Genomic DNA, 20,724 nt, shown 5'->3' on the forward strand with positions numbered 1-20,724 from the left:
TCCTCGGACGGGGCCCGCGCGGCGTTTCCGACCGCGGCATGGCCGGCCGGGCCGCCCGCCGAGGCACGCCTGGCGGGCATTCCGTGGCGGTCGCGAGGACGGTGCAACGGCCGTGACTTCGGGAGGTGTTGGGGGCGGCGCCGTGGTGCCGCTCATGGCGATCCTGGTGGTGGCTACTGGCTGAGCGGGGTGTGCGGCAGGCGCGCGGGGAGGGGACTGGTGGCCGGGAGCGGGAGACGCCGCGCAGCGCCGGCCGTTGATTGGTCTGGCCCGGACGGTCGGGTTCCGGTCAAGAGACGGCAATGGTCTTCATCTGGAGATTGATGTGAAAATCGTTGCCATCTAGCTTGGGGCAGCGCCTATACCGGAGCACGCGACCAGCGTCCGGCTTCGCCTGAGGGAGCCCCGCATGAGCACCGCACGTACCGCCTGCGCATCCCGATTCCCGCGACCGTTGCACAACCCCCCGGTGGCCACCGTCACCGAGGCGCTGACCCCCGCCGGCGCGAGCTTCCGGCAGTGGCGGACCGCCCAGCTCCAGGGCATCGAGCAGGCCCTGGCGAAGGCCGCCGCGCGATGAATGGGGTCATGCGCCCGGGAGCCGGTCTGGGCGCGCCGAGCGGCGTCGCCCCTGGACGCGATGCCGTGCCGGTGTTGGAACTGCGCGACGCCGCCGTGCGGTTGGCCGGCCGGGACCTTTGGTCCGGTGTGAACCTCACGGTCGGCGCGGGCGAGTTCAGCGCGGTCCTGGGGCCGAACGGGGTCGGCAAGTCCACTCTGATCAAGGTACTGCTCGGTGCCGTACCGGTCGCCGGGGGTGAGGTGCGGGTCCTCGGTGCCCGTCCCGGCCGGGCCGGGCACCGCATCGGATACCTGCCGCAGCGCCGCAACTTCGATGCCTCGATGCGGATCCGCGGCATCGACGTGGTCCGTATGGGACTGGACGGCGACCGCTGGGGCCTGCCCCTGCCGCTGCCGGGTCCGCGCCGCCGGGCAGCCCGCGCACGCGTCGACGAGGTCGTCGAACTGGTCGGAGCGACCGCCTACGCACACCGGCCCATCGGGCAGTGCTCCGGCGGCGAACAGCAGCGGCTGCTCATCGCCCAGGCCCTGGTCCGCCGTCCCCAACTCCTCCTGCTGGACGAGCCGTTGGACAGTCTGGACCTGTCCCACCAGGGTGGGGTGGCCGCGTTGATCGGGCGCATCTGCCATCAGGAGGGCGTGGCCGTGGCGATGGTGGCCCATGACGTGAATCCGATACTGCACCACCTCGACACGGTGGTGTACCTGGCCGCGGGTGGGTCCGCCACCGGCAGCCCGCAGGAGGTCATCACCTCCGCCACCCTGACCGCGCTCTACGGGACGCCGATCGAGGTGCTGCGCGCCTCCGACGGGCAACTGGTCGTGGTGGGACGTCCGGAGACCACGGGAGAGTGCCGTGCTGCCGACTGACGCCGCCGCGCCGACCGGGACCGTCCAAGCCTTCCTCCTCGCCTGCGGCTACCTCTTCGTAGCCCTCTACAAGGGGTTGCTGGAAGGGCCGCAGACCATCCTCTTCGGCACCTTCCTCGGCATCACCACCCAGGTGACCGTGCTGCTGTGCGTCGGCGCGGCCGTCCTTGCGATGCTGGCGCTCATTGGCCGGCCGTTGCTGTTCGCGTCCACCGACCTACGGGTCGCCGCCGCCCGCGGCGTACCGGTCCGGGGGCTGTCCCTGGCCTTCATGGTCCTCCTCGGGGCGGCGACCGCCGGGGCCAGTCAGATCACCGGCACGCTCCTGGTGTTCGCCCTGATGGTGATCCCCGCCGCCACCGCCCAGCACCACACCGCCCGCCCGGCCGCCGGCCTCGCCCTGGCCGTGCTGGTCTCGCTCACCGCCACCTGGGCGGGACTCACCGCCGCCTACTACTCGCCATCAGAGCCAGGTACTCCCGGGCTCGCGCCCCGAGCGTCCCAACAGCCGCAGCGGACAGCGCCCACCGACCAGTACGCGGTTCGCACACAGCAGGGCGGGCGACCACCTTCATGGGGCGTGAGGCATGACGGTCCCACCCGCTCAGGCTCGGGCACGGAAACACGGGTAGGGCCACGTCCCAACGAGGACGTGGCCCTACCGGCACCGCGCTGTGTGAAGTCAGAGCGCCGCGTACGTACCCCGCCCGGGGCGCGTGACCAGCTTCTGCTGCTTCGCCACCCGATCGAGAGTGTTGCGAACAGACTCGATCTGGCCGGGAGTTGCCTCGCGTCCGAGGGCCTCATTGATCTCACGGGCACGCAGCGGCCCGTTCGACTTCCGGAGCACCTTCAGCGCGGCATCGAGGAGCCCCCCTGTGCTCTCAGCGGCCGGTCGTGCGGGCGTGGCCGGCTTCGAAGCCGCCTTCTTGGCCCGTGCCGTTGCCGGCACAGCGGCCTTCTTCGCGGCGGCCTTCTTGGCGGTGCGCTTCTTCGCCGTACCGGTCTTGGCGCGCGAGGACGCCGCGCGCGGCGACGGCACGGCCGCTGCCGCCACACCTGCCGGCTCCGCCACCGGCTCGGGCCCGACAGGCACCTCGGGCGCCGGGGAGTCCTGCCCGGCGCTGTCACCTGCCGGTTCCACCGACTCCGGTTCCACGGACGCCGGTGCCGCCGACGCCTCTGCCACCGGAGCGTTATCCGCCCCGACCGTGGCGAGGGGCGTGGACTGCTCAAGAGGGGCAGCGGCGCCAGTCAGCACACGCAGGTGCTCCAGGGCGTGACGCGCGGAGGTGACGCGTTGGACCACGTCGTTGAGTTCGCCGCGCAACTGCTTTTCCTGTGCCTCAAGCTCCGGCAGCGTGCTTTCGAGGCTTTCGATGGTCTGGTGGAGAACTGAGTCAGTCATGGGCTTCCTACCCTCGCAGCATTGAGCGTGATCGCCAGTCACCGTACCTCTCCTTGGCCTTCAAGGCACGGGGCACGGCAGTCAGTCTTGCACTGTGACACTGCCTGCCCATGGGATCGAGGCAGTATTCCCTCAGGTTGCCGGCTCTCCATGCGCGGTTGACGGGCGGCAAACACATGTGGGTCTGTGGTGGTTGATGGCTTGACGATGCCAGGGACGGACGGTGCCAGGCGACAACCGTGCCGCGGCAGCGAGGGGTTCCGGCAGCGATATGCCCCGGACATCAGATGGCTGAGCGGTATCTCCAGGCTGCCGACCGGAATCCCTCCCGCTCGACCCGGGAGACCCGGCTGTCCGTATTGCCGAGCGCGGCGGCCAAGTCCCGCTGCGGCCAGCCATTGCGCCCGCGAGCCCTGATCGTCAACTCCCGAGCTTCCGTGCGCTCCCCATCACCCGGGAAGCTCCCGAGGCCCCATGTCCCACGGCGTGAACGTGTGCCACAGCAGCGGCGGGAGAAAGCGGGTTGGAGGGGCGTCATGTTTGCGCCCGGCGGGCATGCGGCACGTCGTCGCGGCAGGCGGTGCCAAACGGAAGGGGACCATTCTCCCGAAGGCCGTTTCGCTCCCCACCCGAACTTTCCACTCCTGTCCTGTGGTTGGCTTCTGATGGAGATGCGCAGCGCCGGCGGACGCAGTCCCGACTCGGCGCACAGACATTCCAGACACGGCGCGGCGGCCATGGAAGCGCTGTGGACCCTGCACCACCACGTGACCACCTCCCGGCACCCGCACACGGTCCTGGCCAAGTCCGTGAAGAAGGCGGCCGCCCGCCCAGGTCCGGCTCCGTCCTGATCCTCTCAAGACGGCCTGGGAATCGGGGTGTTGACCGTCCGCCGCGTGCGGTGGGCGGCGGTGGGACAGCAGCGGGCGGGCACCGATGCCCTGGGGCGGCGGTCCGATGCACGAGGGAGGTCGGCCTCCGACCGTGTCTCCCAGGCTCAGTCGGTCGGAGTCCCCTGGTGGAAGTACATCCGCCAGCCCGTCTCCGTCAGGCGCCACAAGGAACTGCGCCATGACCGGCGGCCCTGATGGTCGGCGAAGTACGTCAGATGAACGATGCCCGGGGCAAGGACGACACCGGTCATGTCGCTGACGTTCACCGGAGACTCCGAGGACACAGTGCCGGCACTCGTCACTGTGAGGATCGACTCCGCATCCCACCGACGCCCGGAGGCCCCGATCTCGGTGAACTCCGGGTCGAGAAGTTCCAGGACTCGCGCCGGCGAAGCACGCACCTCGGGTTCGAGAAGCCGCAACTCCCCGGCAAGGGCCGCTTGCACCGTCTGCTCACTCTCGTCCGCCATGCCGGAACCCTATGGAGACCGCATCCCAGGGGACAGCGAATTGCTCCCGCGACGACGGTTGTCGAGAGTTCGAGGTGCTGTTCGTGCACAGTAGTGGGGTGTCCGAGGGGCCCCTGCCTGGTGGTCAGGTCAGCGGGAGTTGGGCCGGCACCGCTCATCATGGGGCTGGCACCGCTCATCATGTCGAAACGCCCGGCGAGTAATGACCGTTCGATGGTGGGATGCCGTTGTGCGCTGCGGGTTGCGGACGCTATCGCTGGAGCAGGGCGCGTGCTGCCTGGGCGATGTGGGTGTGGGAGATGCCGGCGGCGTCGAGGAGTTCGTCGGTGGTGCCGGAACCCGGTAGGACGGTGTCGGCGAGGTGGGTGAAGGCGGGGTGGTCCCCGGTGGCGGCGAGTGCCGAGAGGACGGCTTCTCCGATGCCGCCTTCGGGGTGGTGGTCTTCGACGACGACGAGGGCGCCGGTGTCCTGGGCGGCGCGGGCCAGGACGTCGGTGTCGATGGGCTTGATGGAGTACAGGTCGATGACGCGGGCCTGGATGCCGTCGGCGGCGAGGTGTTCGGCGGCGGCGAGGCATTCGTGGAGGGTGACGCCGGCGCCGAGGAGGGCGACCTGGTCGTGCGTACTGTGGCGGAGGGTTTTGGAGCCGCCCACGGGGAACGTTTCGTCGCTGCGGTAAAGGACGGGGTAGGCGCCGCGGGTGGTGCGCAGGTAGGAGATGCCGTCGAGATCGGCCATGGTGGCGGTCAGGGCGGCCGCGGAGGTGGCGTCGCTGGGGTAGAGGACGGTGGAGCCGCGGATGGCGCGCATCATCGCGAGGTCTTCCAGGCCCATCTGGGAAGGGCCGTCGGCGCCGATCTCGACGCCGCTGTGGGTGCCGCACAGTGCCATGGAGATCTGGGAGACGGAAGCCATACGGATGAAGTCGTGGGCGCGGGTGAGGAAGGCGGCGAAGGTGGTGGCGTAGGGGCGGTAGCCGCGGACGGCCATGCCGACGGCGTCGGCGATCATCTGCTGTTCGGCGATGTAGGTCTGGAAGTACCGCTCGGGGTGGGCCTTTTCGAAGTCCTGGGCGTGCGTGGAGTTGCCGACCTCGGCGTCCAGGGCGACGACGTCCGGGCGGGCGCCGAGGGCGGCCAGGGCGCCGCCGAAGGCGACACGGGTGGCGACCTTGTCACCGACGTCGAAGCGGGGCAGCTCGACGGGGTCGGCGGCCGGGGCGGGGCTGGGTGTGGTGGCGGGCGGCTGGGGGCCGCGCACGCGCAGGTGACGGATGCCGCCCAGTTCGGCGACGGCGCGGTCGGCCATGTCCTCGGGGAGGGACTTGCCGTGCCAGCCCTCCTTGTCGGCCACCTCGGTCACGCCGTGGCCCTTGACGGTCCTGGCGACGATGACGGTGGGGGCCTGCCCGTCGGCGGCGGTCGTCAGGGCCCGGTCGATCGCTTGGAGGTCGTGCCCGTCGATCACGATCGCGCGGCAGCCGAACGCCTCGAAGCGGCGGGCGTAGGTGGCCGTGTCCCATTCCAGCTCGGTAGGGCCGCTCTGTCCGAGGCGGTTGACGTCGATGACGGCGGTGAAGTTGGCCAGCCGGTGGTGGCCGGCTTTGTCGAGGGCCTCCCACACGGACCCTTCGGCCGTCTCGCTGTCCCCGCACAGCACCCACACCCGGTAGGGCTGCCGCTCCAGCTCCCGGCCGGCCAGCGCGATGCCGACGCCGTAGGCGATGCCCTGACCTAGGGAACCGGTGGCGACGTCCACCCAGGGCAGCACGGGGGTGGGGTGGCCCTGCAGACGGTGGCCGAAGCGGCGGTAGGTCGTCATCAGCTCGTCGTCGCTGACGGCACCGGCCGCCTTGAACATCGCGTACAGCAGGGGAGAGGCATGCCCCTTGGAGAAGATCAGGTGGTCGCCCGCCGGGTTGTCGGGGGCGTCCCAGTCGTAGCGCAGGTGACGGGCCATGAGGACAGCCATCAGATCGGCCGCGGACAGGCTTGAGGTGGGGTGTCCGGAACCGGCCGCGGTGCTGGCGCGCACCGAGTCCACCCGCAGCTGTTGCGCGAGTTCGAAGATCTGGGGCAGGTCGCTTCCGGGCCCGAGGACGGTGGTCTGCGCTGCGGTCATGGTGGGGGCCTTTCGTGGACGGCCGGTGGACGCCGGGTGAGGGCCGCCGGTTCGGGGTGGCCGATCACCGTCCGGGCAGGGTAACCGCCCCTTGGCCGATGATCAGGCAGGACGGCCCTGGCGGTGTGTTCGAACGCGGCGGCGGGCTTCGCGTACCCGGCTTCGTCCGGTGCGGCGGGTTTGCGTCGGCCTGCCTGCCGAAGCCGGCCGGTCGGCAGATACGGTGCAGACGTGCAGATCAACGGGGCGGAAGAACGGCCCGGGACCGTGCTGCTGCTGGCAGCCGCCCCGGCAGGCAAAGGCAGGTTCGCCGACGCGAGCAGCGTGCTGCCCATGCTCGCCGCCGTGCCCCCGGCCGCGTGGGCGGGCACCACAACCGCCACGCTCATCGAACTGGCCGACCCCGTCGACCCTCAGGCCGTCCTCACCCATATCCGAGGTGCCGCCGCCGCGGAGGGGCCGCTCACCGTCGTGATCGTGGGGCAGCTGCAACTCGACCGCAAGCAGCGCGCCGTCCACCTGGCCCTGGCCCGCACCACGCCCGCCACGGTCCGTTATACGGCGCTGCCGTGGGGCTGGCTCGTCCAGGAGCTGCGACAGCGCCGCCCCGGCACCGTCACCACCTTGTATGCGGACCTGGCCGCCGACGCCGATGTCTGGCAGCTGCTCAAGGAGGGGCCGCCGCTCGCCCTTCCCGGCGGCACCCGCGTCTACGGCGTGATCACCCCGCCCCCGCCCCGCCGGCTGAACGCCCAGCCCCACTACACACAGGCCCTGGCCCAGATCCTGCGCTCCGGGCAGCGCTCCGGCCCGCACGCGCTGCACTGCGAGGCCCTCCGCTCCGCAGGGGTCGCCGAGGTCGCACTCGTCTTCGACGCGGGGCCCGCACCCGTCAACGCCCCTGTGCCGTCCGGGAATCCAGCACCGGCCGCCCCCGTCCCGATTTCCCCACCACCGTCCCAACAGGCCACCTCGCCCGCCCGCATACCCGCTGACGCCCTGGTCCCCGTCGAGGCGGATCCGCACGAACGGATCGCCGCCCTCTCGAAGGCCGGCCGTCACCACGAGGCGGCCGAACTCGCAACCGCCGCCGAACGGCTCGCGGTGCGGACGTACGGCGCGACCTCGTTCGCCGCGGTCCACTGGGTCGAGGTCCGGGCGTTCCTCGCGCTGGTCGCCCAGGACCCCCGCCTCAGCTGCCAGTTGTGGCTCCAGGCCGCCGAGGCCCGCCTCGACGCCCTGCAGCAGGCACCCACCGCCCAGGACGTCGAGACCGCCGTCGACGGAGCCCACCACCAGTGGATGCAGCTGCACGACGCCGTCGACGCCCGCGCGCTCGCACCTCAACTACTCGCCCTGCGCAGCCGGGTGCCGGGGCGTCGACGTACCGCTACCGAATCCATCGAGAAGATATTGGAGCGGCTCGACAGCCTGCCCGGGGCCTGACGGACCGAGGCCGACGCCGGCCGAACTCCTCGGAACCTGCCGGCGGCAGCGGACCGGCCTCGGCCGGGGAACGGCCGGCTTCAATGGTGCTGGCCGCGGCGGCTCTTCAGCACCAGGGCATCCGAGAACGAGCCGACGTTCGTGGTGCGGTCCCCGGGGAGAGCCGCGGTCAGCATGGCGCGGTACGCGTCGGGGCGGAACTCGGCGAGGGGGAGGAAGCCGTCGCGGAGATAGCCGGTGGGGGAGCCGTGGCCCCGGCCGTTCGTTCCGTCGACGCGTCCGGCGTACTGGTGCGGCCCCTTGGTCATCACGTCGACGAACATGTCCGCGAGCGGGGTCATCATGGCCGGGGTGATGCCGTACCTGCCGGTGAGGTACAGCCGGTACAAGCCCGCGCAGTCCATGCTGCCGTGGTTGGAGTCCTCGCCGGTCGCCTGCGACGGGGAGTAGCCCCAGTCGTAGGCGGGCTTGCCCGCGGGGTCGGTGTGCTTGCGGGTTGCGGAGAAGAACCAGTCCACGCTGGCCTTGACCAGCTGGTCGTAGTGGGCGACGCGCGGGGCGTCGTCGCCCAGCAGCTGGTGGTCGATCGCCAGGTTGGAGAAGCCGTAGTCGAACATCATCTGCTGGTTCCAGGGCACCGGCTTGCCCCCCTGATAGGGCGAATCCGCCGCGAAGTACTGGCGGTTGCCGCGGGAGACGTCCAGCAGCCGCGCCAGAATGTGCTGGTCGACGGCGACGTCGGCTTCCGCGACGAACCTCTTCGCCCGGTCGAGATAGGTGGCGCCGTATCGGTGCGGGTCGCCGGTCGGCACACGGTGGTGCCAGATGGCGGGCGTCTGGAGGATCTGCCGGGCGCAGTCGCCGAGGTGGCCGACCGGGTCGCCCTGCTCGCCGCCGGTGCCGACGGGCTGAGCGGTGACGTTGTTCGGCCAGGCGGGGTCGACCTTGCCGGTCCACAGGGTGTGCCGGCCGACCGGAGCGGGGGCGAGGTCGTTGCGCTCGGAGAGCACGGCGTCGCAGAAGCCGATCATCCGGTCGAGTATCGCCGTGTCATGGGTGACCTCGTAGACCCTCCCCATGGCCTTGACCGCTTGCCCGCTGCGGCCCTGGGCCCAGTTGTTGCCTGCGTTGTCGGGGGCCGGAGTGAGAGTCCGGACGTGTGCCGTGAACGACGTGACCTCGTTCGGCGTCACCGGGCCGTCCGGGCCGTCGATACGCATCGCCGGGCCTCCGCCGGACGCCTTGTCGGGCGCATCGGGCCCTGGTTTCTCGGCCGGGTCGGGGGTCGTCGAGGCGTTCGCCGTGGTCTTCTTGCCGCCGCCTGATCCCGTCAGCACACCGCCGAGTGCCATCGCGGCGCCGAGTACGCACAGGAGCGCCACACAGCCGAGGATCATCTTGACCCGTTTGGTTCTCACAGATCAGTCGACGGCGTCCGTGCGCTGCCGGTTCCGGCACCGGCTGTGCTGTTCGCCATGCCGTTGCGGACCCACGGAGCATCCAACCCGCATGGCCATCACGACCTCACCGCCACGCCGCCCACTCCTTCACCGCGAACCGGTCGCCCACGCGCCGCACTTCGGCCGCGCCCGGACCGGGGAAGTGCGCGGGGAACAGCAGCGCGCCCCGGTCCGCGGCCTCCCCGAGCACCCGGCGCCGGCTGTCCCGTGCGCGGGGCTCGTCCTCGTCGAAACCGGGGCAGTCGTCCGGCTCCACGATCTGTAGTGGGCTGTGCAGCAGATCCCCGGCGAACACCGCCCGGTCCGTGCCCGACCGCAGCCATACGACGGAGGAGCCCGGCGTATGGCCGGGGGCGGGCTCGATACGCAGCAGGGCGTCGATGTCGTGGTGGTCGCCTTCCCACAGCACGGTCTGTCCGGCCCGGTGCACCGGAGCCACGCTGTCCTCGAAGACGTTGGCCATCTGGGGGCCGGAGCGGGTCCGGTGTCCGTTGGCCGGGTTCCAGTAGTCGAAGTCGGCGCGCGAGATGACGTATTGGGCGTGGGGGAAGGTCGGTCGCCACCCTCCGTCGTCCGCCAGGCAGGTGTTCCAGCCGACGTGGTCGCCGTGGACATGGGTGCAGATCACCGTGTCGACGTCCTGCGGGCGGACACCCGCAGCGGCGAGCTCTCCGAGGTAGGGGGTGCTCAGGTGGTGGAAGGCCGGCATGGCCGGGCGCTCCCGGTCGTTGCCGATGCCGGTGTCGACCAGGATCGTCCGGCCCTCGCTGCGGATCAGCCAGGTCTGGATCATGATGCGGACCTCGTCGGCGGTCGGGTCCAGGAAGGCGGGGGCGAGCCAGCTCTGGTGCGTCTGCCAGTGCTCGACGCGTACGCCGGGGAAGACGTAGTCGCGGGGGCGGCCTCTGGCGGGCAGCTCCACCACACGGGTGATCTCCACATTCCCCAACGTGATGGTGTCCATGTCCCCAGCCTGCGCGCCGGACGACGCAGGCGCTATCGGTCGGACCACCGCACCTGGGGATGGAGCGGGTTCGGTGGGATTCGGCTGGATGCGGTCGGTCGGCGACGCACGGCACCGGATGGGAACCAGACGGTGACGATGGTGGTGAGCAGGCTTCTCTCGGGATCGGGATCGGGCCCGGGGTCGGGTTCCGGGTTCGGGGCCGGCCCGCCCCGTCCGGCCGGGTGTCTGTTTCCTTCAAGACGCGGCGTCCGTGCGCGCCTACGCTGCCGACCATGAATTCCGCGCCAGCACCCCAATGCGATGTCATCGGCCTTGTCGTCTCCGATCTGGCCGCTTCGCTCGCCTTCTACCGGCGTCTGGGGATCGAGTTTCCCGAAGGATCCGAGGAGCAGCCGCATGTCGAGGCCGCACTGCCGGGCGGGCTGCGGCTCGCCCTCGACTCCGAGAACACCGTCCGCTCCTTCCACCCGGCATGGCGTCCACCGACGGGTGGCGGCCGGGTGGGGCTGGCGTTCCGTTGTACGGGTCCCGACCATGTCGACGCGGTGTACGAGGATCTGGTCGGCGCCGGATACCACGGTGAGCTGAAGCCCTGGGACGCCTTCTGGGGGCAGCGTTACGCCGCGGTACACGACCCGGACGGCAACGGCGTCGACTTGTTCGCGCCACTTGCGCCACGTGCCGACGCCTCCGCTTGAGTCAGCGCGCCACCAGGCCGGTGAGGGAAGTTCCCGCCAACTCCCGTGCCTCGCGCGCCAGGTGAGGTTGATCGGCGAAACCCGCCAGGGCCGCCGTCTCCGCGAAGGAGACGCCGGTCCGGGCCAGGGCGAGGGCGCGTTGCAGGCGCAGGATGCGCCCCAAGGTCTTGGGGCCGTAACCGAAAGCGGCCAGGGACCGGCGGTGGAGCTGCCGTGATCCAAGACCCACCGATGCGGCGGTCGCGGTGACGGAGCGGCCGGCCGTCAGGGATGTCACGACCGCCCGCGGGAGCGGGTCGGCGGGGCCGGCGTCGGCCGCGAGCCGCAGCGCCAGGTCTTCGAGGGCAGAAGCCGGGTCGGGCGCGGCGTCGACCCGTTCGATCGCGCGGCGTGTGCTGGCTCCGGGCAACAGGTCGGTGAGGTCCACGCGTCGGTCCCGCAACGTGTGCGCAGGCACGCGGAGGAGGGCGGGCGCGGTGCCGGGGAAGAAGCGGACGCCCGCCCACGGGCCCCCTGCACCGGGACCAGGGCGGTAGACGCGCGTGTCGGGCCCGGCAACCAGGATCCTGCCCTCCGTCCACAGCAGATCCATGCACCCGTCAGGCAGCACGGCCACCACCTCCCGCTCACCGGGACGGACGGCCTGCCGCGTCCACACGACCGCGTCCGACAGCCGGGACGCGCGCTCCGCATACGCGCACGACACCTCGCAGATGCTACGCCGTACCGGTGCGATGCCGCGGGGCATGGGCCCACTCACCGACGCTCTCGCGCGCCGGGGTTCCCCACATCGCGCTGTCGCCGAAGTCTGTGTCGGCATCGCCGACCGCAGGCGCGATCACGACGAGATCTTCGTACGGGATCCTCGGGCGAACACTTCGAGGGGCGGCTTCCGTGCGACCGCCGTCGGTGCGGACCGCCCGTGAAGTCGCCGTCAGGCACTACGGCGTTCCCAGATAGGCGTTGAGCGCGGCCGCGCCCGTCAGCATCGCCAGTCCCCGCGTCGTCAGCCGGTCGTGCCACTCCCGCAGCGTCGCCTGGAGCGGCTCCGGTCCGCCCGCCGTCCGGACCTGCTCCAGCACCTGCGCGATCTGCTGCAACCCGTGGCCGCCCCGCCGCAGTTGGTGAGCCAGCAGCACATCGCGCACGTCGGCGGGGGTGTAGACGCGGTAGCCGGTGCGCGGGTCGCGCCGGGGCACGGTCAGCCCGGCTCGCTCCCATTTGCGCAGCGTCGCCGGCCGGATGCCGAGCCGGTGCGCCAGCGGCCCGATGAACGTCCCACCCGGCTCCAGCTCACCCGGCGGCACCAGGTCGCGCAGCGCCCCTGCCACGGACTCCAGCGTGCTCCGGTCGCCGGCCAGTTGCGCGTGGTCCTCGTCGATCAGCCGCAGCGCCTCCTCGACCGTGCCGCCGTTCACGGCCCGCATGATCGCGCCCGCGGTCGTGTGGCCGTGCGCGGGGACCAGAGCCAGGAACGTCCGCAACGCCGCCGCATGGCGCGGAGCGTAGGCGCGGTAGCCGTGCGGCGAGCGCTCGGCCGGCGGCAGGATCCCCGCCTCCTCGTAGTTGCGCACCGCCTGAGTGGACAGGCCGTGCTCGCGAGCGAGATCGATGGGCCGCAACCGCATTTTGAAGGTACGTCCTCGTCTACGGGGAGAAATGCTGCAGAAGTTTACATCGAAGGTTCAACGATACGGTTGATGGCATGACGTCCTCGATCCAGGACGCCGCCCGTCCCTTCACCGGCGGCGCCCTCACCACGCTCCTGTCCCCCCACACCCGCCTGCTCGGCCTCGGCGAGCCCACCCACGGCGTCGAAGCCTTCCTTGAGCTGCGCAACGAGTTCTTCCACCACCTCGTCGCACACGAGGGCTACCGCTCGATCACTGTGGAGAGCGACTGCCTGATGGCCCTGGCCGCCGACGCGTACGTCGCCGACGGCACCGGGACCCTCGGCGACGTGATGAACCACGGCTTCAGCCACGGCTTCGGTGCCGCAGCGGGCAACCGCGAACTCCTGCGCTGGATGCGCGACTACAACGAACGGCGTCCGCCGCACGAACGGCTCCGCTTCTACGGTTTCGACGGCCCCCTGGAGACAACCGGCGCCGCCAGCCCCCGCCCGGCCCTGACCGCACTGCACGACTACCTCGCCGCCCACCTCGACCTGGCCTGGAGTCGCGAGTCCCTCGACGAGCTGCTCGGCCCCGACGAGCACTGGACCGACCCGGCCGTCATGATGGACCCCGGCCGGTCCGTCGGCCGCACCCCCGAGGCCGGGGAACTGCGCCTGGTCGCCGACGACCTGTGCGCGCTCCTCACCTCGCACGCCCCTCACCTGACGAGCGTCACGTCCCCCGACGACTTCTGGCGCGCCGACCTGCACGCCCGCACCGCCACCGGGCTGCTGCGCTACCACTCCGGCATGGCCGACACCGCGCCCACCCGCTTCAGCGGGCTCATGGGCCTGCGCGACGCGATGATGGCCGACAACCTCGACGCCATCGTCCGCCGCGAGGCCCGCCGCGGCTCCACCCTCGCCTTTGCCCACAACCGCCATCTGCAACGTGACAGGAGCCAGGTGCAGTTCGCCGACAAGCCGCTGCGTTGGTGGAGCGCGGGCGCCATCATCGGCACCCGCCTCGGCGACCAGTACGCCTTCGCCGCCACCACCTTCGGCACCCGCGGTTCCGATGTCCCCCACCCCGACACCCTCGAAGGGCTCCTGTCGGCCCTTCCCGACGCCCGCACCGTCATCGACCCCGCCCGCCTCGCCGCTGCCCTCGACCGACAGCCGCCGCCGCGCGTCCCCGTCGACCACACGTACTTCCCCCTCGACCCGGCCACCACCGACCAGATCGACGCCATCCTCTTCGTCAAGGACATCTGAGTCCCCCACGGTGGTGAGGCGTTGACAGTGCCAGTTGGTTCGGTGCCCGGCCGCCCGGTGCGGGGCGTGGACCTGCCGACCACCGGAGCGCTCGGACGGGGTGACGCCGACCGACCGGGCGCCCGGTGGGGGGTGCGTGCGCGGGCGTACGGCAGGGGAGACCCCCAGCGGCCCGGTCCCGGTCGACGACACAGCCGGCCGGCAGCGCGGGCCGCCCGTGAGGAGCACGGAACGGCCCGCCCTGCCCGCGCCGTTGGCGCGTCAGCCGCCTACTGCGGTGTGTCGGCGCTGACCGTGGTGTCCGGGACGCAGACGATCCCGTCGAACGCCTCCAGGGCGGGGACCGGGATGAACGCGGTGTCCAGCCGGGTGCGGACGGGCTCCGGCAGTCCGTGACGACGCGCGTACGCGCGCAGCGCCCGCGTGTCCACCAGCGCCGGTTCCCCCGGCACGCCCGCGAACAGCGCCTCCACGCTGTCCGGCATGGCGTCGGGGGTGGCCGCCCGTCCCCAGCGCATGCCCAGCGGATGGTCCCGGTCGGGCACGTTCTCCACCGTCATGCCGCCGTTGCCGGTCAGCGCGAGGGGGACGTAGTCCGCACCCAGCGCCCGGGAGAGCAGATTGCCCATGGTCGTCAGCGCCAGGGGGCCGTCGTTCTGGTTGGCCGAGCGTTGGATATGGGCGTTGTGCCCGACGAGGACGACGCGGGTGCCGGGCCCGGACCGCTCCAGGAACTCCAGCAGCGTGTCGGCCAGATAGCGTTCCCGGGCGGCGAAGCTCAGGCTGTCCGGCGCGCCCGCGAGCGCCTCGGCCATGGCGCGCTGGGTCCGGTCGGTCGTCACCGCCGCGCGGACGTCCGACAGCGCGATCCCGTACGCCGCGGGCCCACTGCGCTCGGTGTAGATCTCGCGCAGGTCGGTGAAGCGGCCCAGCAGCCGGGCGAGCGCGGTGGTGAGGCGGTCCTGCACCGCCGGGTCCAGGCCGAGCCTGACGTAGGCGGGCACCATACCCGTCCCGCCCGCGATCGGCTCGGAGATCTCCAGTGCGCTGTTCAGGAAGCGCAGCGCGCCGGGGTCCACGGTCGCCAAGTAGGCGGCGACCGGCTCCAGTACGGGCGCGAGCGAGCCGCCCGCCATGGGGATGTCACACCCGACGAAGCGCACCGGGTGCGCGGCGCCGGCGTTGTGCCGGCGCAGCCACCGCAGGGTGTCCCGGCATTCGACGGGCTGCCCCAGGCCCGTCACGGAGGCGCCTTCGCCTCCTGCGCTGTCGCCCTGAGGACGGCTGCTCCGGGGCGCCAGGAGGTCGTCGATGTCGCCCGGCCCGCCCTGGACCCACGCGTCCACCGCGCGGCCCTCGGCTGCCCCGTACTCCATCGCGTAGACGGTGAAGCCCAGTTGCTCGACGAGGAAACGCAGCATGCGGTGGCGCAGCAGGGCGAACTCGCGGATCTGGTGGGAACTCTCGCCGAGGGCCACCACCCGAGCGCCTCCGACGAGGTCGCGCAGCGGCTCCAGGTCATCGAGCGGAGCTGCCATGTCCGCTCCGGGGCCCAGATCGGCCAGTCGGGAGGAGTGCGAGGTGACCCACCGCGTCAGTTCGACGGGGGCGGCGGTCAGGGTCGGCTCGGCCGGCGGAAGGAGATCGCGCAGATCGCGATGGTCTGCGCGGGTGCCGTGGTCGTGGTGGGTCTGGTCGTGGTGATTCTGGTCGTTCATGAAACGTGCTCCGCGGTGTGAGTCATCATCGGAGCCGGGCAGCGTCAAGCACCGCACCGGCGGGAAACCGGAGTGCGGCGAAGCTGTCGGAATGGTTGAACGCAGCTCGCCGCTAGGCGGCGCTGCGGGGCTTGAGGAACCAGCTCTGGCCGGTGCACAGGAACATGCCGGGAACCGTATCAAGAGCGGTCACCGCACGCATCGCGGTTTTCCGGCGGGCGTACGGCTGCCGACCGGCCGCCTCCGGCAGGCCGTCCCGGCTCCCCGCAACCGGACGGACCCCCGAGGGAGCCGGTACCGCCTGCCGGCGGCGAACAGGCGGGACTCTGCGCGGATTCCGAAGGCGCTGGGGTCCGGTCGCGAGGGGGAGTCGGTTGCCGGGGGAGTCGCTGATGGACCGAAAAGCCACTTGCACAGGGGATAAAGGCCACTTACCACGGCGAATGCGGGATCGCGCGCGGGAGTTGTCCGGCCGCGCCCGGAGCGCCTGCCGGTCGGCCTGGAACGCCGTCGGAAGTCCGGGAAAACCGCGGCCACGCCGTGCGGACGGCACACGTTATGGTGCTTCCGCAATCCGTTCAGGCGTGCTCAGACGCGCGGGGAAGAAGAAGGTCTCACGGTGTCCGATCTGGGACGACTGATAGCCGACCGCTACCGGCTGGTAGAGCGTGTGGGCCGCGGCGGCATGGGCACCGTGTGGCAGGCCGAGGACGAACTGCTCGGCCGACGCGTCGCCCTGAAGAAGCTGCACGTTCCGCCGCACCTGCACGACGACGAGGTCCAGCGGCTCTACGAACGCACCCGCCGCGAGGCCCGCAGCGCCGCCCGGATCACCCACCCCAACGTGATCGTCGTGCACGACGTCGTCGACGACGAGGGCCTGCCGTGCATCATCATGGAGTACATACCCTCCGTCACACTGGGCGATGTCCTGAAGCAGCGGGGCACACTGCCACTCGGCGAAGTGACCCGGATCGGCCGCATCATGGCTGTCGCGCTCCGCGCCGCGCACGACGCCGGAGTGCTGCACCGGGACGTCAAACCGGCCAACGTTCTTCTCGGGAACGACGGACGCATCGTCCTCACCGACTTCGGGATCGCCGTGGAGCCCGGAACGCCGTCGCTGACCAGGACCGGCGAGTTGGTCGGGTCGGTCCAGTACCTCGCGCCCGAACGCCTCCGGAGTGGGATCGCCGAGCCCGGGCCGGCCTGCGACCTGTGGTCCCTCGGCGTGACGCTGTACCAGGCGGTGGAAGGCCGCCTCCCGTTCCACCGGGACACCGCGATCGAGACCGCGTACGCCATCGCCGCCGAGAAGTACGAACCTCCGCGCGATGCCGGGCACCTGACCCCGGTGATCCAGGGGCTGCTGGTGAAGGACCCCGGCCAGCGCATGGACGCTCACGAGGCCGAACGCCTCCTCGGCCAGACGGCCACGACCACGGCCGCGACCGCGCCCCTCGTTCCGCCCACGCCGCCCGAGCGTGCGGACGACCCCGTGGACGAGACCGTGGCCCCGGCGCTGGTGGGCAGGCGCAGCCGCCGCACGGCACTGTGGATCGTCTCCGCGGTGGTGGTCGCCGCCACCGTGACGGGCGGTGTGCTGCTGTGGCCCGGTGGCGGTGCTGCCACGGGGAGCGCCCACCCGTCCGGGGCCGGCACCTCCGGTCCCCCTCCGAACCCCAGCCCCTCCCCACCGCCGCCGCTTCCTGCCGGATACCACCTCAAGACGGCCGACCAGGGCTTCTCCATCCCGGTACCGGACGGCTGGGCCCCCAAGAACGTGCCCGGTGGTGAAGTCGCCTACCTCGACCCGTCCGGGCTGGTCGGCCTGAGGGTGGACATGGTCGAGTTCGCGGGGTCCGATCCGCTGCGGCACTGGCATGAGACCGAAGAGGCCCAGACGCGTCGCGACAACCCGGGCTATGAGCGGGTCAGGATGGCTCCTACGACGTTCCGGGGGCGGCCCGCGGGGTACTGGGAGTTCACCTTCCGCGGCCAGGTGCGGGAGTACCGCGCGGTGGAGTTGGCTTTCTCCGACACCGATGGCACCCAGTACGTGGTCTACCTTTCCGCGCCGAACGCGCAATGGGACCAGTACCGGCCGGTCTTCGACACCGCCGTCAAAGGGATCCGCTTCCGTCCCTAGGCGCCGGCACCCGAGCGGAGTGGCCACTGGCAGTCGGCGCCCCGCGCGGCGGAACGGAGCACGTTCCCGCGGCCTTGAAATCCCGGGCTCTCGTTGGTCGTTCGACCGGGCGCGGTGCGTCAGGCGAGCAGGTGCTCGGCCACACCCGTGTCCGTGACGAGGCCGTTGAACAGGCCGGTCTTCAGAGCTGCCGCGGTGGCGGCGGCCCGCTGGGAGCCGTCGGCCAGGAGAACGACGTCGGGCACGCGGCGCAGTTCCTCGAAGCTGATGGCGATGATCCGTTCGGTGAGTTCAGGGGCGACGATCCGGCCCTCGCCGTCGAGGAGGTGACCGGAAACCTCCGCGCACGCTCCCAGGCTCCGGTAGTGCTCGCGCTCCGCGTCGCCGAGTGCGTCGTAGACGGTGGACAGTCCCGGCCCCCAGGCGCCGACCGTGATGACTGCCTTGGTGACCTGGCTGAACCGGCTGACGGCTTCGACGATGCCGGGATGCCGACGCAGGGTCCGGGCCGTCGCGCCGTCAGGCAGCAGCAGTGGTGCGTAGATGGGGTAGGCGACGCCTCGTGATATCGCCGCGGTTCGGCGCACCGCTTCCACGGCATTCGCGTCGACCGGCCGCAGCGGGGTCACGCCGCACAGTTGCACGACGGTGCACCGGGCCAGGGAGGTCAGTTCGGGGCTGAGCGCCTCGATCTCGGGACCCCAGATGAGCCCGAGGACGTCGTCCTCCGTGACGATCTCGGCGAGCAGGCCCGCGGCCACGGCGCCGAGGCGGCGGGTGACCAGCGCTGCACCGCCCGGGTCTTGTACCTGGGAGGTGAACACGATGGCGTGGCGCAGACCGTACCGGGTGCGCAGGGCGTCGGATCGTTCGGCGTCCAGTTCCGGGGGCAGCCGGATCTCCAGCCGGATCAGGCCGTCGCGGAGAGCGGTCTCCAGCATCCGGGCGACTTTGAAGCGGCTGAGACCGAATTCCTCAGCAATCTCGATCTTGGATTTGCCTTCGAGATAGAACCTCCGGGCCATGGCGGCCGTTTGCACGAGTTCTTCCGGGCCCGCGTGATGCGGTCGGGCTCCGGCCCTCGCCTTGTCCCGGGTCCTCATGGTGAACACCTCGGACTCATGACGGACACCTCAGACCGTGTCGGCGCCGGTCGCGCGGGGCAGACGGGCCCGAACCCATTTGCCGCCACGGGGATCCCTCCCGGACGTCCAGGACTCGGCAAGTGCCGCGATGATCACCAGCCCGCGTCCGGAGTCGTCTCCGTGTTCAGGCGCGCGCGGTACGGGCAGGACCGCCGATCCGTCACGCACCTCGATGTGGAGGACGTCGGGTTGCAGCGCCAGGGTGAGAGTGATCATGGAGTCCGACGCGTGCCGCACTCCGCGCTCGGCCAGCAGCAGCGCCGCTCCGTGGCGGATGGCGTTGGTCGCCAGTTCGCAGACGATCAGCACCGCCGCATCGATGAGTTCCTCGCCCTCGTCCCACAGGCGCAGGCACTCCCTGGTGAAGGTCCGTGCCTGCCGTGCAGCGGGCAGAACCGCTTTCAATTCGAGCGAGGCGGAGGCGACTTCGGTAGGTCGGAGCGCGTCGCAGTCGGCCACAGCAGACATTTCCTTGACCCTTCAAGAAAATCCGCGGTCCGCTTCGAGGGTGCCGCGCCCTCAAGGCGGGGTTCCTGCTGCAGTGCGGGGGATCAAGGATCGTGTGTGTCATCGACGACAGCGGACTCGGATATCCCGCACCGCAACTCCTACTCAAACGAGCAATTGCGTCTCATATGTTCACTTGCTCTTCCATTAGAACTCGATGTCGGGCGAAGTCAATAGGTCAGCGGGTATCAGATGCGGTTTTTTCAAGAATTGAGCGCATGGTGCACAAATGAGCAGACTGGGCCGGAATATCGGTGACCGTGCGCAACAATTCGGGAACGTTCAGTCCAGCCGTTCGCCGGTGCCAGGGTGGAAGAGGTGGATTTCGCCGGTGTCGCGGAGCCCGGCGGTGACGGTCTGCCCGATGGCTGGCGGGGTGCGGCCGTCGACGCGGAGGACGAACCGTTGGCCCGGGGCACCGAGGAGCGCCTTGCCGTGCAGATAGGCGTCGGCGCCGAGTTCCTCCACGAGTTCGACGGTGAGCTTGAAGCCTTCCTGCTCCGGGCCGACCAATCTCAGGGCCTCCGGGCGGATTCCGAGCGTGACCTCGGTGAGGTCGGCGGTGGCGGAGCGCGGCAAGGGGAGAATCGTCTCGCCCAGGTGCGCTCCCCTCTCGCTCACGGGCACGGTGTGCAGATTCATCGCGGGCGAGCCGATGAACCCGGCCACGAAGGCGTTCGCGGGGCGCTCGTACAGGGTTCGCGGGGTGTCGCACTGCTGGAGGACTCCGTCCTTGAGCACGGCGACCCGGTGGCCCATGGTCATCGCTTCGACCTGGTCGTGGGTGACGTAGACGGTCGTGGTGCCGAGCCGCGCCTGCAGGGCGGCGATGTTGGCACGGGTTTCCACCCGCAGCTTCGCGTCCAGGTTGGACAGCGGCTCGTCCATGAGGAACACCGAGGGTTCCCGCACGATCGCCCGGCCCATGGCCACCCGTTGACGCTGCCCGCCCGAGAGTGCCTTGGGTTTGCGGTCGAGGTACTTCTCCAGGTCCAGCAACCGGGCGGCCTCCGTCACCTTCTCGGCGAGGGTTTCCTTGGGCACGCCGCGAAGTTTCAGCGCGAAACCCATGTTCTGCGCCACGGTCATGTGCGGGTACAGCGCGTACGACTGGAAGACCATCGCGATGTCCCGCTCCTTCGGCGGTGCGTGGGTCACGTCGCGGTCGCCGATCGCTATGCGGCCCGAATCGATGTCCTCCAGACCGGCGAGCATGCGTAGCGCGGTGGTCTTCCCCGATCCCGAGGGGCCGACGAGTACCAGGAACTCACCGTCGGCGATTGCCAGATCCAGCCGGTCCACCGCCATCACCGGCGGTGCCCCCGGGTAGATCCGGGATGCCTGCTCGTACCGAACCTCAGCCATGTTTCCTCACTCTTCCTCTTTCCGACGGAGTTCC

At 70.9% G+C, this 20,724-nt stretch carries 17 protein-coding genes and 1 pseudogene; 7 read left to right on the top strand and 11 right to left on the bottom strand.

Translation table 11 applies throughout. The annotated features are described in order from the left end of the window. Window positions 1-409 precede the first annotated feature (409 nt). From ACO1BR_RS34805 to ACO1BR_RS34815, 3 genes and pseudogenes are all read left to right on the top strand, one after another. Window positions 410-580 (top strand): hypothetical protein, encoded by a 171-nt coding sequence (locus tag ACO1BR_RS34805; protein ID WP_426799105.1) that lies wholly within the window; start codon window positions 410-412, stop codon window positions 578-580. Window positions 581-588: 8 nt separating this feature from the next. Further along, a complete protein-coding gene (locus ACO1BR_RS34810; RefSeq protein ID WP_426799106.1) occupies window positions 589-1,452 on the top strand; it encodes a metal ABC transporter ATP-binding protein in 864 nt (287 codons plus the stop codon). Continuing rightward, window positions 1,439-1,858: pseudogene (locus ACO1BR_RS34815) on the top strand (metal ABC transporter permease); the annotation flags it as partial. The gene ACO1BR_RS34810 and the pseudogene ACO1BR_RS34815, both read left to right, overlap by 14 nt. A 276-nt stretch (window positions 1,859-2,134) precedes the next feature. Here ACO1BR_RS34815 and ACO1BR_RS34820 read toward each other — a convergent pair. The 3 genes from ACO1BR_RS34820 to ACO1BR_RS34830 form a co-directional block, all read right to left on the bottom strand. After that, entirely contained in the window at window positions 2,135-2,902 is a 768-nt protein-coding gene (locus tag ACO1BR_RS34820) for a hypothetical protein (RefSeq protein ID WP_426799107.1), read from the bottom strand. 955 nt (window positions 2,903-3,857) lie between these two features. Beyond that, window positions 3,858-4,223 (bottom strand): DUF4440 domain-containing protein, encoded by a 366-nt coding sequence (locus tag ACO1BR_RS34825; RefSeq protein ID WP_426799108.1) that lies wholly within the window; start codon window positions 4,221-4,223, stop codon window positions 3,858-3,860. 250 nt (window positions 4,224-4,473) lie between these two features. Then, entirely contained in the window at window positions 4,474-6,345 is a 1,872-nt protein-coding gene (locus ACO1BR_RS34830; protein WP_426799109.1) for a transketolase, read from the bottom strand. A 231-nt stretch (window positions 6,346-6,576) separates the two neighbouring features. Here ACO1BR_RS34830 and ACO1BR_RS34835 point away from each other — a divergent pair, with 231 nt between their 5' ends. Next, window positions 6,577-7,791 carry a hypothetical protein gene (locus tag ACO1BR_RS34835; protein ID WP_426799110.1) on the top strand — a complete coding sequence of 405 codons (1,215 nt, stop codon included), beginning with the start codon at window positions 6,577-6,579 and terminating at the stop codon, window positions 7,789-7,791. A gap of 80 nt (window positions 7,792-7,871) precedes the next feature. Here ACO1BR_RS34835 and ACO1BR_RS34840 read toward each other — a convergent pair whose 3' ends face one another. Together ACO1BR_RS34840 and ACO1BR_RS34845 are read right to left on the bottom strand one after the other, a co-directional pair. Next, window positions 7,872-9,209, bottom strand: a complete 1,338-nt coding sequence (locus ACO1BR_RS34840; RefSeq protein WP_426799111.1) for a hypothetical protein — start codon at window positions 9,207-9,209, stop codon at window positions 7,872-7,874. 106 nt (window positions 9,210-9,315) lie between these two features. Then, window positions 9,316-10,215: an MBL fold metallo-hydrolase gene (locus ACO1BR_RS34845; protein ID WP_426799112.1), complete on the bottom strand. Its 900-nt coding sequence runs from the start codon at window positions 10,213-10,215 to the stop codon at window positions 9,316-9,318. 275 nt (window positions 10,216-10,490) lie between these two features. Here ACO1BR_RS34845 and ACO1BR_RS34850 point away from each other — a divergent pair, with 275 nt between their 5' ends. Further along, the gene (locus ACO1BR_RS34850) at window positions 10,491-10,916 is read left to right on the top strand and encodes a VOC family protein (RefSeq protein ID WP_426799113.1); all 426 of its coding nucleotides are present in this window, start codon (window positions 10,491-10,493) and stop codon (window positions 10,914-10,916) included. 1 nt (window position 10,917) lies between these two features. Here the strand turns inward: ACO1BR_RS34850 and ACO1BR_RS34855 are convergent, their stop codons facing one another. Then, on the bottom strand, window positions 10,918-11,664 hold the full coding sequence (locus ACO1BR_RS34855; protein ID WP_426799114.1) for a helix-turn-helix domain-containing protein: 747 nt from the start codon (window positions 11,662-11,664) through the stop codon (window positions 10,918-10,920). 193 nt (window positions 11,665-11,857) lie between these two features. Then, complete coding sequence (locus ACO1BR_RS34860) at window positions 11,858-12,544, bottom strand: TioE family transcriptional regulator (protein WP_426799115.1); 687 nt, start codon at window positions 12,542-12,544, stop codon at window positions 11,858-11,860. 77 nt (window positions 12,545-12,621) lie between these two features. Between ACO1BR_RS34860 and ACO1BR_RS34865 the strand changes: the two genes are divergently transcribed. Next, window positions 12,622-13,806, top strand: a complete 1,185-nt coding sequence (locus ACO1BR_RS34865) for an erythromycin esterase family protein (RefSeq protein ID WP_426799116.1) — start codon at window positions 12,622-12,624, stop codon at window positions 13,804-13,806. Between the two features lie 269 nt (window positions 13,807-14,075). On the opposite strand, the gene ACO1BR_RS34870 is transcribed toward ACO1BR_RS34865, so the two are convergent. After that, window positions 14,076-15,524 carry an erythromycin esterase family protein gene (locus ACO1BR_RS34870; RefSeq protein ID WP_426799117.1) on the bottom strand — a complete coding sequence of 483 codons (1,449 nt, stop codon included), beginning with the start codon at window positions 15,522-15,524 and terminating at the stop codon, window positions 14,076-14,078. A gap of 619 nt (window positions 15,525-16,143) precedes the next feature. Between ACO1BR_RS34870 and ACO1BR_RS34875 the strand changes: the two genes are divergently transcribed. Further along, entirely contained in the window at window positions 16,144-17,673 is a 1,530-nt protein-coding gene (locus ACO1BR_RS34875; protein WP_426799118.1) for a protein kinase domain-containing protein, read from the top strand. A gap of 119 nt (window positions 17,674-17,792) precedes the next feature. Here the strand turns inward: ACO1BR_RS34875 and ACO1BR_RS34880 are convergent, their stop codons facing one another. The 3 genes from ACO1BR_RS34880 to ACO1BR_RS34890 all read right to left on the bottom strand — a co-directional run bounded on the left by ACO1BR_RS34880 (window position 17,793) and on the right by ACO1BR_RS34890 (window position 20,690). Continuing rightward, entirely contained in the window at window positions 17,793-18,698 is a 906-nt protein-coding gene (locus ACO1BR_RS34880; RefSeq protein WP_426799119.1) for a sugar-binding transcriptional regulator, read from the bottom strand. A gap of 108 nt (window positions 18,699-18,806) precedes the next feature. After that, window positions 18,807-19,286, bottom strand: a complete 480-nt coding sequence (locus ACO1BR_RS34885; RefSeq protein ID WP_426799120.1) for an ATP-binding protein — start codon at window positions 19,284-19,286, stop codon at window positions 18,807-18,809. A gap of 321 nt (window positions 19,287-19,607) precedes the next feature. After that, window positions 19,608-20,690 (bottom strand): ABC transporter ATP-binding protein, encoded by a 1,083-nt coding sequence (locus ACO1BR_RS34890; RefSeq protein WP_426799121.1) that lies wholly within the window; start codon window positions 20,688-20,690, stop codon window positions 19,608-19,610. Window positions 20,691-20,724: the final 34 nt, after the last annotated feature.

The organism is Streptomyces sp. YGL11-2, assembly GCF_050054615.1.
In the GTDB taxonomy this organism is placed as follows: domain Bacteria; phylum Actinomycetota; class Actinomycetes; order Streptomycetales; family Streptomycetaceae; genus Streptomyces.

Bases quoted from the DNA above. Each gene is read 5' to 3' on its own strand.
- ACO1BR_RS34805 (WP_426799105.1), top strand. From the start codon at position 410: ATGAGCACCGCACGTACCGCCTGCGCATCCCGATTCCCGCGACCGTTG.
- ACO1BR_RS34810 (WP_426799106.1), top strand. From the start codon at position 589: ATGCGCCCGGGAGCCGGTCTGGGCGCGCCGAGCGGCGTCGCCCCTGGA.
- ACO1BR_RS34825 (WP_426799108.1), bottom strand. From the start codon at position 4,223: ATGGCGGACGAGAGTGAGCAGACGGTGCAAGCGGCCCTTGCCGGGGAG.
- ACO1BR_RS34830 (WP_426799109.1), bottom strand. From the start codon at position 6,345: ATGACCGCAGCGCAGACCACCGTCCTCGGGCCCGGAAGCGACCTGCCC.
- ACO1BR_RS34845 (WP_426799112.1), bottom strand. From the start codon at position 10,215: ATGGACACCATCACGTTGGGGAATGTGGAGATCACCCGTGTGGTGGAG.
- ACO1BR_RS34850 (WP_426799113.1), top strand. From the start codon at position 10,491: ATGAATTCCGCGCCAGCACCCCAATGCGATGTCATCGGCCTTGTCGTC.
- ACO1BR_RS34855 (WP_426799114.1), bottom strand. From the start codon at position 11,664: ATGCCCCGCGGCATCGCACCGGTACGGCGTAGCATCTGCGAGGTGTCG.
- ACO1BR_RS34860 (WP_426799115.1), bottom strand. From the start codon at position 12,544: ATGCGGTTGCGGCCCATCGATCTCGCTCGCGAGCACGGCCTGTCCACT.
- ACO1BR_RS34865 (WP_426799116.1), top strand. From the start codon at position 12,622: ATGACGTCCTCGATCCAGGACGCCGCCCGTCCCTTCACCGGCGGCGCC.
- ACO1BR_RS34870 (WP_426799117.1), bottom strand. From the start codon at position 15,524: ATGAACGACCAGAATCACCACGACCAGACCCACCACGACCACGGCACC.
- ACO1BR_RS34880 (WP_426799119.1), bottom strand. From the start codon at position 18,698: ATGGCCCGGAGGTTCTATCTCGAAGGCAAATCCAAGATCGAGATTGCT.
- ACO1BR_RS34885 (WP_426799120.1), bottom strand. From the start codon at position 19,286: ATGTCTGCTGTGGCCGACTGCGACGCGCTCCGACCTACCGAAGTCGCC.
- ACO1BR_RS34890 (WP_426799121.1), bottom strand. From the start codon at position 20,690: ATGGCTGAGGTTCGGTACGAGCAGGCATCCCGGATCTACCCGGGGGCA.